At 54.1% G+C, this 13,968-nt stretch carries 10 protein-coding genes and 1 pseudogene; all 11 read left to right on the top strand.

Annotated elements, in window-relative coordinates:
* Nucleotides 1-164 (top strand): IS1 family transposase (locus BL249_RS03075; protein WP_241898819.1); only part of this gene is annotated, 164 nt, incomplete at its 5' end.
* Nucleotides 109-1,068 (top strand): glycosyltransferase, encoded by a 960-nt coding sequence (locus BL249_RS03070; RefSeq protein WP_099704496.1) that lies wholly within the window; start codon nucleotides 109-111, stop codon nucleotides 1,066-1,068. The genes BL249_RS03075 and BL249_RS03070, both read left to right, overlap by 56 nt.
* A gap of 28 nt (nucleotides 1,069-1,096) precedes the next feature.
* Entirely contained in the window at nucleotides 1,097-2,401 is a 1,305-nt protein-coding gene (locus tag BL249_RS03065; protein ID WP_099704495.1) for a flippase, read from the top strand.
* 282 nt (nucleotides 2,402-2,683) lie between these two features.
* Complete coding sequence (aguB, locus tag BL249_RS03060) at nucleotides 2,684-3,571, top strand: N-carbamoylputrescine amidase (protein ID WP_099704494.1); 888 nt, start codon at nucleotides 2,684-2,686, stop codon at nucleotides 3,569-3,571.
* Nucleotide 3,572: 1 nt separating this feature from the next.
* Nucleotides 3,573-4,643: an agmatine deiminase gene (gene aguA / locus BL249_RS03055; protein WP_199073422.1), complete on the top strand. Its 1,071-nt coding sequence runs from the start codon at nucleotides 3,573-3,575 to the stop codon at nucleotides 4,641-4,643.
* A gap of 365 nt (nucleotides 4,644-5,008) precedes the next feature.
* Entirely contained in the window at nucleotides 5,009-5,428 is a 420-nt protein-coding gene (gene umuD, locus BL249_RS03050; RefSeq protein WP_099704492.1) for a translesion error-prone DNA polymerase V autoproteolytic subunit, read from the top strand.
* A 1-nt stretch (nucleotide 5,429) separates the two neighbouring features.
* The gene (gene umuC, locus BL249_RS03045) at nucleotides 5,430-6,698 is read left to right on the top strand and encodes a translesion error-prone DNA polymerase V subunit UmuC (protein WP_099704491.1); all 1,269 of its coding nucleotides are present in this window, start codon (nucleotides 5,430-5,432) and stop codon (nucleotides 6,696-6,698) included.
* 145 nt (nucleotides 6,699-6,843) lie between these two features.
* Nucleotides 6,844-8,052: a diguanylate phosphodiesterase gene (locus tag BL249_RS03040; protein WP_099704490.1), complete on the top strand. Its 1,209-nt coding sequence runs from the start codon at nucleotides 6,844-6,846 to the stop codon at nucleotides 8,050-8,052.
* A 218-nt stretch (nucleotides 8,053-8,270) separates the two neighbouring features.
* Nucleotides 8,271-9,431 (top strand): efflux RND transporter periplasmic adaptor subunit, encoded by a 1,161-nt coding sequence (locus tag BL249_RS03035; protein WP_099716795.1) that lies wholly within the window; start codon nucleotides 8,271-8,273, stop codon nucleotides 9,429-9,431.
* Nucleotides 9,432-9,433: 2 nt separating this feature from the next.
* Nucleotides 9,434-12,570: pseudogene (locus BL249_RS03030) on the top strand (multidrug efflux RND transporter permease subunit).
* Nucleotides 12,567-13,943 carry an efflux transporter outer membrane subunit gene (locus tag BL249_RS03025; RefSeq protein ID WP_099704488.1) on the top strand — a complete coding sequence of 459 codons (1,377 nt, stop codon included), beginning with the start codon at nucleotides 12,567-12,569 and terminating at the stop codon, nucleotides 13,941-13,943. Before BL249_RS03030 ends, BL249_RS03025 begins: the two are co-directional and overlap by 4 nt.
* Nucleotides 13,944-13,968: the final 25 nt, after the last annotated feature.

The following is a 13,968-nucleotide window of genomic DNA, read 5'->3' as shown; positions in this document are numbered from 1 at the left end:
AGCATCTGACGGGCAAAATTTTCACCCAACGCATTGAACGTAATAACCTGACGCTCCGCACCCGCATTAAACGGTTGGCTCGTAAAACAATCTGCTTTTCGCGCTCAGTTGAGATCCACGAAAAAGTCATTGGAGCGTTTATCGAGAAACACATGTTCTACTAATTGGAGGCATCACCAAATTCCGGCGCCGAATGAGCTGATCGTGATTAACGATGGTTCGACTGATGGTACCCTGGCCTTACTGGAAAAACATTACGCTGATGACGAGCGGGTAAAGATCGTCACTATTGCGAACGGCGGACTGGGTAATGCGCGTGACACCGGCATTGCCATGGCGCAAGGGGAGTTCATCTTTTGCTGCGATCCGGATGATGTGGTTTGTGAGGGTTTTTTTGCTGAACTCAGCGAGGTCGTCAGTCAGCATCCGCAGCTGGAACTGTTCTGTTTTAACTCGTTAATGTTTGATGATGATAATCCGGCGCAAACCTGGTCGAAGGTTGAACATCATCAGTTTGGTTTGCTGCCAGCACGTCGCGTGCTATCTGGCTTACTGCGCAGCGGCGCCTATACCTCAGCCACCTGGAATTATGTCCTGCGTCGCCAGGTGATTACTGAATACCAGATGAAATATGTTGCCCGCCTGCACGAAGACCACAGCTTTACGCTGGAAGCTTTTTTGCGTTGCCATCATGCCTGGGTCAGCCGGCATATTTATTACCGTCAGCGGGTGCGCCAGGGATCGTTAACCAACAGTACCAAAGGGGACGCCTTTTTCCGCCGGCGCTATGACGCTTTTGTTGAAAGTTATGAAAAGCTGAATCAACTGGTGACGGATGAGCAGGAACGGCGCCAGCTGCGCCAGCTTTATCTGCTCCATTCATTTCGCCTGATGATTCACTTATCACTGGCCAACGGCACGCCGGTACCGCATTACGTCACGGAGGCTATTCATTCTCTTGGTAAAAACCTGAAAGCGGGTAGCCTGGTAGACTGGTTACTGTTAAATCAACCGCAGCTGTACGCTCAGCTGGTCCGGATTAAACGTGGCTACAAAAAAGCGGCATGATAGTGAGACATAATGAGGTCTATAGCTAATGGCTAAAGTTTTTGATAAAGGTCTGGTAGTTAATATTGTCTCGCTGCTGGCGTACCGTGGTGCCTCATTTATTTTTCCTCTGGTTACGCTGCCTTATCTTGCGCGCGTACTGGGTGTGGAACATATGGGGTTACTGGCACTGGGTATCGCCTGTGTACTGTATTGCAGTACCATTTCTGACTGGGGTTTTAACGTTTATACCACCAAAGATATCGCCCATCACCGCGATGATCCGGCCCGGGTGACCCAGCTATTCTGGTCAACATTTAATGCCAAATTGTTACTAGGCTGTTCAACCCTCGGCGTTTTGCTGCTGGCCACCTGGTTCCGTCCGCAATGGCATCATCTGTTTTTCATTGTACTGGCTAATTCCACCGTGCTATTTGGCGGCCTGTTTTCATTTGGCTGGCTGATGCAGGGTTATGAGAAGCTAGGCAAAACGGCGATCGTCTCGACGATTGGTCAGTTTTGTTCTATCCCGTTAACCTTCCTGCTGGTAAAAGGGCCGGATGATACCTGGCTGGCGGCCCTGATCCCAGGGCTGACGATGATTATTTCCGCCATGATCACGCTGGTACTGGTGGTTAAAATGCGGGTTATTGGGTTTTATCGCTTTGAACTTGCGGAAATCTGGCAGCGTATTAAAGACAGCTTGCATGTTTTTCTGGCGATTTTCGGCGCCAATATGTTCAACAACATTAACGTTCTGATCCTGGCCAGTGCCACCAGCACTTATATGGTGGGGTTATATAATGGTGCTGATCGACTGAAAAAAGCGGCGAATTCATTGCCGGAGCAGATTGGTAACGCTTTTTTCCCCCGGGTGAGTTTTCTGTTTCACCGCGATCGTCCGGCAGCGGTTGCGGCAACCCGCAAAAGTATCTCTTTTTCGTTTCTGATCAGCCTATTTATCGTGGTGTTTACCTTCTTTTTTGCCGATCTTATTGTACGTATTCTGCTGGGGCCAGCTTTCCATGAATCGGCTAATGTACTGCGCGTTGCGGTATGTGGCTTTATCTTTGGCAACGTCAGCTACCCGGCGGGTCTGCAGATCCTCATCCCCCACGGACTGGCTCGTCAGCGTATGTATGTGATGCTGGCAGCGGGTCTGATCAACCTGCCGGTATGTGGTCTGCTGGCGTGGAAATTTGGTGCTATCGGTGCCGCCAGTTCCCTGGTGCTGGCAGAATTTCTGGTGTTTGCCGGTGTGGTCTGGGTGATGGCGAAACACGGTATTCTCAAAGAATATTTGCTACGCAATCCGACAGCGATAGCGGAAACCTCTCAGGGTGGTCATGTCTGATCGTTCCCCCGGTGGCCGCCGTCAGCGGCTACCGGTTGAGGCCGGGTCATCTCTCTGCTTTTACGGCAGAAAACCGTCACCGATGTTACACTTTACGCTGTCACACCGGCCATAATAAACCGGGTGTTTTTTTATTTCGTGCGCATATTGGCAACAGGGCTGCACACGTGTATAACGCGTGCAGCCGACGGGCTGCATAAGGACCTGCGCAACAAGCCATGATGGATTACGGCCGTTTTTCTATCACTGAAGTTTATTTAACCGCATGGCAAAGAGGGCCTTATGACAAAAGTGACCGTTGCTGCAACGCAGATGGCGTGCAGCTGGGACCTGCCGAAAAATATTCAAACCGCCGAAAAACTGATCAGACAGGCCCATGCGCAGGGGGCCAGGATTATCCTGATTCAGGAGCTGTTTGCCGCCCCCTATTTCTGTATCGACCAGAGTCCTGAGCACTATGCGCTAGCTGAAGAGGTTGATCATAGTCCTCTTATCAAGCATTTTTCCGCGCTGGCCGCTGAGCTGGAAGTGGTTCTGCCGCTGAGCTTTTTTGAGCGTGCCAACAACGCCTATTACAATTCACTGGTGATGATTGATGCCGATGGCAGCGTGCTGGATACTTACCGCAAAACGCATATCCCCAACGGTCCGGCCTACCAGGAAAAACAATTTTTTATCCCTGGTGACAGTGGTTTTAAGGTGTGGCAAACCCGCTATGCTAAAGTCGGCGTTGGCATTTGCTGGGACCAGTGGTTTCCGGAGACGGCTCGCAGCCTGGCGCTGATGGGCGCTGAGGTGATTTTTTATCCGACGGCAATTGGCTCGGAACCGGCTTATCCGGAGATTGACAGCCAGCCCCACTGGACCCGGGTGCAGCAGGGCCATGCGGCGGCTAATCTGATACCGGTTATTGCCTCTAATCGTATTGGCACTGAAAGCAGTAAATATATTGATGGACTGGAAATGACCTTTTATGGTTCGTCGTTTATTGCCGATCAGACCGGGGCGCTGGTGGCTCAGGCCGGTAAAACAGAAGAGTGCGTGCTGGTGCATGAGTTTGACTTGCAGGCCATCGCCGCACAGCGCGCAGCCTGGGGACTGTTCCGTGACCGTCGTCCGGAAATGTACGGTTATATCGCCACCTCTGATGGTAAACCCAGGAGCAACTGATATGGCGACTGACGCCACAGTAAGAATGCCCGGAGAGTGGGAGCCGCATCAGGCCGTATGGATGTTGTGGCCCCATCGTCCGGACAACTGGCGCGAACAGGCCCGACCGGCGCAGCGGGCTTTTGCTGCCGTAGCGGCGGCCATTAGCGCGCGTACGCCGGTTTTTATGGGGGTTCCGCCCGCTATGCTGGCCGAGGCTCAGCAGGTGATGGACCCGCGGGTGACGCTGGTGGAAATGGCCAGTGATGACGCCTGGATGCGCGACACCGGGCCGACGATAGTGGTCACCGCCGGGGGGCAGCGCAAAGGTATCGACTGGCAGTTTAACGCCTGGGGCGGTGTGGCTGACGGTCTGTATGATGACTGGGCTCAGGATGACAAGGTGGCCGCTGCGGTTCTGGCGCACCTTGGCATTCCGCGGCTGGCTGCGCCGCTGATACTGGAAGGCGGTTCTGTTCATTGTGACGGGGAAGGTACTCTGCTGACCACGGCAGAATGCCTGCTTAATCCGAACCGCAACCCTCAGCTGTCGCAAGAGGCGATTGAAAGCCTGCTCAGTCAGTTTCTTGGCGTTACGCACTTTATCTGGTTGCCGCACGGGGTTTATTGCGACGAAACGGATGGTCACATCGATAACATGTGCTGTTTTGCCCGCCCGGGTGAAGTCATCCTGCATTGGTGCGATGATCCAGCCGATCCGCAATATGCTCGTTCGCGGGCGGCTTTGGCGGTGCTTGAGCAGGCGGTCGACGCCAAAGGGCGCCGGCTGAAAGTGTGGAAAATGCCGGCACCGCCGGTCCAGTATGCCAGTAGCGAAGAAACGGCGGGTCTGAGTAAGGGAAATGCGATTTCACGTCAGGCCGGACAGCGTCTGGCCGGCTCATACGTTAACTATCTGGTGAGCAATCAGCAGATTATTTTCCCTCTGCTTGATGCGCAAACTGACCGCCAGGCACAGGATCTGTTGCAGCAGATTTTCCCTGATTATCTGATTACCGGCGTTGCCGCGCGTGAAATCTTGCTGGGAGGGGGCAATATCCACTGTATTACCCAGCAGATCCCCCGTGGCTAAGCGGGGAGTAAGGTAACCCCAGCAGAATCCGCCGCTGCTTGATTCTGACGGGGGCATGTCCGGTTGCTGGCGAGGGCTGGCAACCGGACATTTTCACCCACTGCGCGGCGCTACAATAATCCCCTCAACCCGACCGCTTTTTTTCTGCTGATGTGACTTCCGGTCATGCAGTTATCGGCATCATGGTGCGTATAGCGTGCCATGCGTCCGCGACAGGCTGGTGGCGGAACAGGGCGGTTATCCCCATCACGAAGAGTTAAATTCATCGTAAATTCAGACGCTTTTTGGAAACCTTTTACCGGGTGCTTGATCGTGAGTTGCCTTTAGTGATACTGTATATAAATACAGTTAAAAGGGTCACTATTATGCACATGATTAAACCTTGCCTGGGTCACATGGCAGCCAGCCTGCCGCTTTTTACTGAGCGTGTTCCCTGTGGTTTTCCCAGTCCGGCGCAGGACTATATTGAGGAGCGGCTCGATCTCAGTAAGCTTCTGATAAAGCATCCCAATGCCACATACTTTATCCGGGTCAGCGGTGATTCCATGCGGGGTGTGGGCATCGCTGATGGTGATTTACTGGTCGTCGATCGTTCCCTGACGCCGCGTCATGGCGATATTGTTGTGGCTGCGGTGGCCGGTGAGTTTACCGTAAAAGAGCTGCGTACCCGTCCGTCGCTGCAGCTGGTTGCACATAATCATCATTATGCGCCGCTGGTGTTTCAGCATGAAGAACAGCTGGAAATATTCGGCGTGGTGACCTTCTCTCTGAAAACGCACAAATAACATGTTTGCGCTGGTGGATGTGAATAGCTTTTATGCGTCATGTGAAACGATTTTTCGTCCCGATCTGCGGGGGCAGGCAGTGGTCGTGGTATCGAATAACGATGGCTGTGTCATTTCACGCTCTGCAGAAGCCAGATTACTCGGCATAAAAATGGGAGAGCCCTATTTTAAAATAAAAAATAACAGTTACCGCGCGCCGGTTCATGTATTCAGTTCTAACTATGCGCTTTATGCTGATCTTAGTGAACGCGTGATGCAGACGCTGATGGCGCTGTCGCCGTCACTGGAAATTTATTCTATTGATGAGGCTTTTGTACATCTTGCCCCATCTGCCGCTGTTGACGGCATGTCTTTAACGGATTTCGGTCACCAAATGCGCCGTCAGGTATACCGAAACACCGGACTTAGCGTTGGCGTGGGTATTGCGCAAACTAAAACGCTGGCCAAGCTGGCAAATTATGTTGCTAAACAACGGCCTGATAGTGGTGGAGTGGTTGGTTTATCGGATGATAGCCAGCGACGTCCGCTGCTGGCCAGGGTACCGGTCGCGGCGGTCTGGGGCGTCGGCAAACGTATTGCTAAGCGGCTCAATGACATGGGGATTGATTCAGCACTGGCGCTGGCTGAAAGCTCATCGTGGGTTATCAGAAAACATTTTAATGTGGTATTAGAAAGAACCGCGCGTGAACTGCGTGGTGAGCCTTGCCTGGCGCTGGAAGAATTTGCCTCCAGCAGGCAGCAGATTGTCTGTAGTCGTTCCTTTGGCCATCGTGTTACGCATTATGAGCATATGCATCAGGCTGTCTGTGCCTATGCAGAGCGCGCGGCGGAAAAACTACGGCGTGAGCGCCAGTTTTGTTGTTTTGTCAGCGTGTTTCTGCGTACCAGTCCTCATGCCCGGCAGGAGCAGTATTATGGTAACCAGGCATCGACAAAGTTAATGACGCCGACCAATGACACCCGGGATATTATACGCGCCGCCACTCAGGCGCTGGATCGGATATGGATAAACGGACATCGTTATATCAAAGCCGGTGTCATGCTGGCCGATTTTTTTAGCAATGGCGTGGCGCAGCTCAATCTGTTTGATGATAACGCTCCGCGAGCCAACAGTGCGGCCTTAATGCAGACGATTGATCGGATAAATACCTCCGGGAAAGGAAAAGTCTGGTTTGCCGGACAGGGCATTGAACCCGGCTGGGCCATGAAAAGGGAAATGCTTTCACCGGCTTATACCACCCGATTTCAGGACCTGCCGCTGGCAAAATAGACCACCAGTGCTTCACTGGCTGCGGTGGATTCCGGCGGATAGCCGGCAACATCTGGCTACTGAGCCGGATAACAGCCAGGTATAACCAGCGGCTGGATTCTGTTACCTTGTGCCTTCTATACCTACCGGTTCTCAGGATTTTCCCATGCTCTCCACGCTGATTTACCGCAGCCATATCTGCGATGACGTGCCATTAAAAGAAATTGAAGAAATGGTGGCATTGGCAAATAAAAAAAATGAACGGTGTGATGTGACAGGTATTTTGCTGTTTAACGGCACCCATTTTTTCCAGCTGCTTGAAGGCCCGGAAAGCGCCGTAGTGGCTATCTATAATCGTATCTATGAAGATCGGCGTCACCATAATATTGTTGAACTGATGCGCGATTATGCCCCTGAACGGCGTTTTGGAAACAGTGGCATGGAATTGTTCGACCTGCGTGAACATGAAAGAGCGCGCGTGCTGCAGGCGGTACTGGATAAGGGAACGTCAGCCTACCAGCTGACTTATGACGATCGGGCGCTGCGTTTTTTGCGTACCTTTGTTGAAGCGACCGAAAAGGAAACCTATTATGAAATCCCGCGGCCGGACTACTGGCTGTTTGCTCACGATGATGATGCCAGGGGGAAAACCGTCGCGGCTACCCACCCGTCAGCTGACTGCCGCTTTGCCTTTCAGCCGGTGGTTGACCCGTTTGCCCGTCGCATCATCTCGCTGGAAGCGCTGATTCGTACCCCTGAGGGAGCGTTAGCAGAACACTATCTGGCCGGGCTGCCGGCAGACAGTCTGTATGAGGCCGACCTCAACAGTAAAATGCAGGCGTTTGCGATGGCTAAGCGACTGGCAATTGGTGAGCAGTCTCTGACGATAAATTTACTGCCAATGTCGCTGGTGATGGTGCCGGATGCCGTTGAGCGTCTGCTGCGTGGGATCGTTGACAGTGGTCTGGTTCCGCAACAAATCATCATTGAGTTTAGCGAAAAGGACGTCATATCCCGTCCTGATGCGTTTAGCGCGGCGATCCGTCAGCTGAAAGCCGCCGGTATCAGTCTTGGTATTGATGATTTTGGCGCCGGTGTTGCCGGTTTGCAGTTGCTGGCGCGTTTCCAGCCCGACAGAATAAAAATCAATCGCAGTATTATCAATGACGTGCATCGTAGCGGCCCCAGACAGGCCATTGTACACGCGATTATCCGCTGCTGTGCCTCGCTTGAAATAGGCCTGACGGCCTCCGGCGTGGAGAAAACGGAGGAGTGGATGTGGCTGGAGGCAGCCGGTATTTCCACCTTCCAGGGCTTCCTGTTTGCGGCACCGTTACTCAATGGTATTCCCGCGGTGGCCTGGCCGGATAATTAATAACAGGCCGCCGTCCGCGCGCCTATGGTTTACGCGATGGACGGCGGTAAGAGGGCCTCACCCAGCCGCCTGTGGTTTAGGCGGTACGTGCCAGCGCACACCATCAGCAGATTTTTTTCATTTTTCCACCGATTCTCCACCGTTCACCGACTTAACACCCACACCCAGCGATTAAGCTCTGCCATCAGACTGAATTTTTTCATCAACGAGAGACGTTTATGTCAGCGCAACGTAAATGGGTGATAGTGACCGCGTTGGTGTCGGCCTGCGCTGTGCTGAGCGCCTGTGATAAAAAGGAAGCGCCAGCAGCGGTGACGGCACCACAGGTTGCCGTACAGGTAATCACGCCTCAGCAGGTTATCATCAGCGATATTTTATCAGGGCGGGTGACCGCACCACGCCGCGCAGAGATCCGCCCACAGGTGAGCGGCATTATTCAGCATCGTTTGTTTACGCAGGGCAGTGACATCCGCCGTGGTACACCGCTGTTTCAGATCAATACCGCCCCTTTTAAGGCTGACAAAGACAGTGCGGCGGCGACGTTGTTGCGTATGCAGGCAGCGTGGGAAAAGGCGCGCCAGCAGCGGGTACGATTATTGCCACTCATGCAATCACAGGCCGTGAGCCGTCAGCGTTACGACGATGCGGTGTTCAGCGAAAAACAGGCTGCGGCCGAAGTTGCACAGGCGCAGGCAACGCTGGCACGTAAACAGCTTGATCTCAGTTTTGCCACGGTGACGGCGCCAATTTCAGGACGTATTGATGAAGCGCTGGTGAGCGAGGGGGCTTACGTTACTGCCAGCGACAATATGCCGCTGGCGCGCATTTATCAGACCGATCCGCTCTATGTTGACGTCAGGCAACCGGCGGCAGTGTATGACGAGTTACGCCAGCAGCTGGCAGAGCAGCAGCAGCCACAACCGCTATTGCCGGTAACGATTTTTCAGGCTAATGGCACTCCCTATCCGCAACCCGGCCGCATCCTGTTTTCAGGCCTTTCGGTCGATGCCGGTACCGGCGAAGTGTTGATCCGCATTGAAGTGGAAAACCCACAATCTGTGCTGCTTCCGGGTATGTTTGTTCGCGTAAAAATCCCACGTCGCTGTTATGAGCAGGCATTGCTGGTCCCCCAGCAGGCGGTACAGCGTACGGCGGAGAAAACCACGCTATGGCTGATTAACGAAAATCAGCAGGCGACCCGGGTAGCGGTGGATCTGGCAGAAAGCATGGGCGATCAGTATCGCATTCAGCATGGGCTGACGGCGGGGGCCAGGGTGGTAGTTCAGGGGGCACAAAAGCTGAAAGAAGGCACGGTGGTCAGCGTGGTGCCGTGGACAATGCCCGCCGGGCCGGCGATCAAGACGACAGGGAGTGATTGAGCATGGCCCGCTTCTTTATTAAGCGTCCGGTGTTTGCCTGGGTGCTGGCGCTATTTATCATTTTGTCAGGGGTGATTGCTATTCCTCAGCTGCCGGTTGCGCGTTACCCGTCGGTTGCGCCGCCGGCGGTGACGATAACGGCCTTTTATCCCGGTGCGGCAACACAGACGATGAATGATTCGGTGGTGGGTCTGATTGAACGTGAGCTGTCGGGGGTGAAAAATTTGCTCTACTTTGAATCAGCTACCGATACATCGGGCCAGGCGACGATTACCGTGACTTTTCGTCCCGGTACTGACCCGGAAATGGCACAAATTGATGTGCAAAATCGCCTCAAAATTATTGAGCCGCGTTTGCCGATGGCGGTCAGACAAAATGGCCTGATGGTTGAGTCAGCCAGTTCCGGTTTTCTGATGATAGTCAGCCTGATTTCACGCACGGGCAAAACCAGCAGCGAAGCACTCAGTGACTATATGGCGCGTAACCTCTCTGCCGAGTTACGGCGGATTAATGGCGTGGGTCGTGTACAGCTGTTTGGCGCTGAAAGTGCCATGCGCATTTGGGCCGACCCGACAAAGCTGGCGTCCTTTGGACTGACCATGGAGGATCTGGCCAGCGCCATTTCCCAGCAAAACGCGCAAATTTCACCAGGGCGCACCGGTGATGAACCCACCGTTGCTGGCCAGCAAGTGACGATTCCACTGCGGGTTGAAGGGCAGCTGACCACCCCTGAGGCCTTCGCTGCGATTGTATTGCGCGCAAACAAAGACGGCTCGCGCGTCAGGCTGGCGGATGTGGCCCGGGTTGAACTCGGTGCTCAGGCTTACAATTTCGCTGTGCGGGAAAAAGGTCAGAATTCCACAGGGGTGGCTATCCAGTTATCACCAGGAGGAAATGCAATTAAAACGGCGGCAGCGGTAAAGGCGCGTATGCAGGTGCTGAGCGGATCGATGCCGGAGGATATCGCTTACACCCTGCCTTTCGATGTAGCGCCTTTTGTAAAGCTGTCGGTCGCAAAGGTGATCCAGACGCTGCTGGAAGCCATGGTGCTGGTGTTTCTGGTGATGTATCTGTTTTTACAAAACGTACGTTACACCTTTATTCCGGCGATAGTCGCGCCTATCGCGCTGGCCGGCACATTATTCGTCATGTTGCTCGCTGGCTTCTCCGTCAACGTGCTGACTATGTTCGGCATGGTGCTTGCCATCGGTATTATTGTCGATGATGCCATTGTGGTGGTGGAAAACGTCGAACGCATCATGCGCGAACGGCAGCTGGGTGCGCGCGCCGCCACCGTTGCGGCGATGGATGAAATTACTGGTGCGGTGATTGGCGTGACGCTGGTACTGACTGCCGTGTTTATCCCGATGGGGCTGGCGAGCGGTTCGGTCGGCGTCATATATCGTCAGTTTGCTTTTACCATGGCTACCGCGATCCTTTTTTCTGCATTGCTGGCTCTAACCCTGACGCCGGCGCTGTGCGCCAGCTTACTGAATGACCTGCCGGTTTCACACGCGCAGCGTGGTTTTTTTGCTGCCTTTAATCGTGGATTTGAGGGTATTACCCGGCGTTATCAGCATTGGGTTGGCGGCACCCTGACGCGTACCCGCCGTATGTTAGCCCTGTTTCTGATAATCCTTATTGCGCTGGCGCTGACCTTCCGCGCGCTGCCTTCAGGTTTTTTACCCGATGAAGATCAAGGCTATTTTATGACCGATATTCAGCTTCCGGCCGATGCTACCAAGGAACGGACGCTGGCGGTGGTAAAAAAATATGAAGATTTCGTCGATGCCCGGCCGGGGGTTGACACTAATCTGTCGATTTTAGGTTTTAGGTTTTAGGTTTTAGTTTTTCAGGATCAGGCGCTAATACGGCCCTGATTTTTACCGTTCTGAAAGACTGGAAAGCGCGTGGCGCAACCAGTACGGCTAATGAAATGATGCGCGTCAGTCAGGAGATGACGACGGTGAATGAAGGCGATGTCATGACTCTGATGCCGCCGCCGCTTGAAGATCTGGGCACCTCTTCAGGATTTACTCTGCGGCTGGAAGATCGCGCAGGTAAGGGTCATCGCGCGCTGCAACAGGCGAAAGATCAGCTGATTGCACTGGCCGCCAGCAGCACGAAAATAGCGCAGGTATATGCCGAAGGGCTACCGGCTGGTAACAGTATCCGTCTGGAGATCGACCGACAGAAAGCCAGTGCAATGGGCGTATCGTTTAGCACCCTGACCAGCACGCTGACGGCGGCGGTTGGATCGCTTTATATCAATGACTTTCCGAATAATGGACGTATGCAGCAGGTGATCCTGCAGGCGGAGGCGAAAGGACGGATGCAGCTGGAAGATATCCTCAAACTCTCCGTGCGCAATAACGATAATCAGATGGTTGCCTTAACGAATCTGGTGACGCCTGTCTGGGAAGAGACGCCGTTGCAACAGGTGCGTTACCAGGGCTATCCGGCGATGCGGATAGCCGGTAGTGCGGCAGCGGGTGTATCCAGTGGTGCCGCCATGCAGGAAATGGAACGGCTTGCCCGACAGCTACCCGCAGGCTTTGCCGTGGAGTGGAGCGGGCAGTCATTACAGGAGCAGCAGTCAACGGCACAAGCGCCGCTGCTGATGGGACTCTCTATGCTGGTCGTGTTTCTGGTGCTGGCAGCACTGTATGAAAGCTGGGCAATTCCTGTCTCTGTCATGTTAGTGGTGCCGCTGGGATTGATTGGCGCGGTCTGTGCCGTCTGGCTGGCCGGCATGCCTGATGATGTGTTTTTTAAAGTGGGCATGGTGACCGTGATGGGGCTGTCGGCGAAAAACGCCATCCTTATTATAGAGTTTGCAAAAAAATTACATGAAGAGGGAAAAACGCTAGCAGAGGCAGCAGTCAGCGCGGCGAGGATGCGTTTACGTCCCATTATTATGACCTCGCTGGCCTTTGGTCTTGGCGTGGTACCACTGATGATTGCCAGTGGGGCAAGCAGTGAGACGCAGCGTGCAATTGGCATCGGGGTATTTGGCGGCATTGTCAGCGCCACGTTGCTGGCAGTGATTTTTGTACCGGCATTTTTTGTCATTGTTATGACGGCCCGTCAGCGCTTATACGCCATGAAGGCCAAATCTGAGCAGCGGGAGAAGTCATGAGACAATATCTGACTCTGCTGCCGTTGCTGCTTGGCGGATGTTCTCTGAATCCGCCGTTAGATAAACCGGCGCTGCCAGTGGCGTCATACTATGCTCTGGCCGACAGCGCCGGCGGCAATGCAGCCGACCTGGGGTGGCGGACTTTTTTTAACGATCCGGCCTTGCAGCAAATAATTGCTAGCGCCTTAGCCAACAATCGTGACCTGCGTGCGGCAACGCTTAAGGTTGAAATAGTAGCGGCACAATATCGTATTCAGCGCGCCGAACGGCTACCGTCGTTGACGGCCAGCGGCAGCTGGAGCAGGAAACAGACTGCGGATAATCTTCTGAGCGGGGACAGCGGCACGACATCACAACATAACCTTACGCTGGGGCTCAGCGCATTTGAAATCGATCTGTTTGGCCGGGTCAGGTCGTTATCCGAGGCGGCAGGCGAACGCTATCTGGCCAGTGAGGCTGCTCAGCGTGCCGTTCGTATTACGCTGATCGCCAGCCTGGCTCAGGCCTGGTATAACCAGATGCTGGCCGCTGAACAGCTGACACTGGCGGAAAAAGTGCTGGCGGACTGGCAGCATGCTTTGCAGTTGACATACCAGCGACAGGCAGCTAACCAGAGCAGTCTTATTGATGTGGCGCAGGCGCAAGGTCAGGTTGCCAGTGCTGAAGCTGATGTTGAGGAGAATAAACGGGCGCTGCTGCACAGCCGCAATGCGCTCGGGCTGCTGACCGGCAGCACGCAGGCGCTGCCAGCCGCCAGTGCGACGCTGGAAGATGCCCGCGTGCGGCTCGAATTACCTGCCGGACTGCCATCGGATCTGCTGACGCGCCGGCCAGATATTATCCAGGCAGAGCATGAGTTAGTGGCCGCCAATGCTGATATTGGCGCCGTACGGGCGGCACTGTTCCCGCGTCTGTCGTTAACGGCCTCACTTGGATTAGCCAGCGCGGCGCTGAATAATTTATTCAGCAGTGGTAGCCGCAGCTGGCAGCTTATGCCGCAGATTGACCTGCCTGTATTCCAGGGGGGGCGCGGGCGCAATGAACTGGCGCTGGCCAGATTAAAAAAATCGGCCGCACTGGTTAATTATGAAAAAGCGATTCAGGTGGCTTTCCGTGAAGTGTCAGATGGTCTGGCGGGTAATGCAACCTATCGCCTGCAGCGTGCTGCACAACAACGGGTGGTTGCCAGCGCCCGGCAGCGCCTGTCATTATCCAGCCTGCGCTATCAGAACGGGCTGGATAGCCGTCTGGAACTGCTGGATTCACAGCGGCAGTGGTATGCGGCACAACAGACATTACTCAGGTTACGTAGTGCAGAAATTGACAATGCCATTACGCTGTATAAAGCGCTGGGTGGGGGGATTTATGAATAATCGGCCGCTTTGCCCGCGCGAGCCA

The sequence above is a fragment of the Erwinia sp. OLFS4 genome, assembly GCF_002752165.1.
In the GTDB taxonomy this organism is placed as follows: Bacteria; Pseudomonadota; Gammaproteobacteria; order Enterobacterales; family Enterobacteriaceae; genus Izhakiella.
The sequence above is the reverse complement of the archived record's forward strand: the minus strand, read 5'-3'. Positions and strand labels throughout refer to the sequence as shown.

Bases quoted from the DNA above. Each gene is read 5' to 3' on its own strand.
- umuD (WP_099704492.1), top strand. From the start codon at position 5,009: ATGCACATGATTAAACCTTGCCTGGGTCACATGGCAGCCAGCCTGCCG.
- BL249_RS03035 (WP_099716795.1), top strand. From the start codon at position 8,271: ATGTCAGCGCAACGTAAATGGGTGATAGTGACCGCGTTGGTGTCGGCC.
- BL249_RS03065 (WP_099704495.1), top strand. From the start codon at position 1,097: ATGGCTAAAGTTTTTGATAAAGGTCTGGTAGTTAATATTGTCTCGCTG.
- BL249_RS03040 (WP_099704490.1), top strand. From the start codon at position 6,844: ATGCTCTCCACGCTGATTTACCGCAGCCATATCTGCGATGACGTGCCA.
- BL249_RS03025 (WP_099704488.1), top strand. From the start codon at position 12,567: ATGAGACAATATCTGACTCTGCTGCCGTTGCTGCTTGGCGGATGTTCT.
- umuC (WP_099704491.1), top strand. From the start codon at position 5,430: ATGTTTGCGCTGGTGGATGTGAATAGCTTTTATGCGTCATGTGAAACG.
- aguA (WP_199073422.1), top strand. From the start codon at position 3,573: ATGGCGACTGACGCCACAGTAAGAATGCCCGGAGAGTGGGAGCCGCAT.
- aguB (WP_099704494.1), top strand. From the start codon at position 2,684: ATGACAAAAGTGACCGTTGCTGCAACGCAGATGGCGTGCAGCTGGGAC.